The following is a 289-nucleotide window of genomic DNA, read 5'->3' as shown; positions in this document are numbered from 1 at the left end:
GATCTAAAGCAAGCGGAGGTTGCGGCGCGTAGTGGTTTATCGCCCCAGCAAGTGAGCGACCTCTACGCGTTTGGTCGACTGCCAGAAGATGCATTGGCTTTGATCAAGGCCGATAAGTCGATCGTCGGTGCCAAGACCGTTGCAACGCTCGCGGCTTTGGCCGAAGCGGGCAATAAGGAGCGAGTCGTGGAAGCCGTGAAGTTGCTGGCGGACCGCTCCTTAGATCAAACCGGCGCGATCAAGCACGCCCGCGCGAGCGCTGCCCCCGCGAAGCCGGTCGTAGCCCCAC

At 61.6% G+C, this 289-nt stretch carries 1 pseudogene; it reads left to right on the top strand.

Annotated features, from left to right (window positions below):
• Positions 1-51: 51 nt before the first annotated feature.
• Positions 52-289 (top strand): annotated as a pseudogene (locus NCR93_RS31655) (ParB/RepB/Spo0J family partition protein); the annotation flags it as partial.

The sequence above is a fragment of the Caballeronia sp. ATUFL_F1_KS39 genome, assembly GCF_023630985.1.
Lineage (GTDB): Bacteria > Pseudomonadota > Gammaproteobacteria > Burkholderiales > Burkholderiaceae > Caballeronia > Caballeronia zhejiangensis.
The sequence above is the reverse complement of the archived record's forward strand: the minus strand, read 5'-3'. Positions and strand labels throughout refer to the sequence as shown.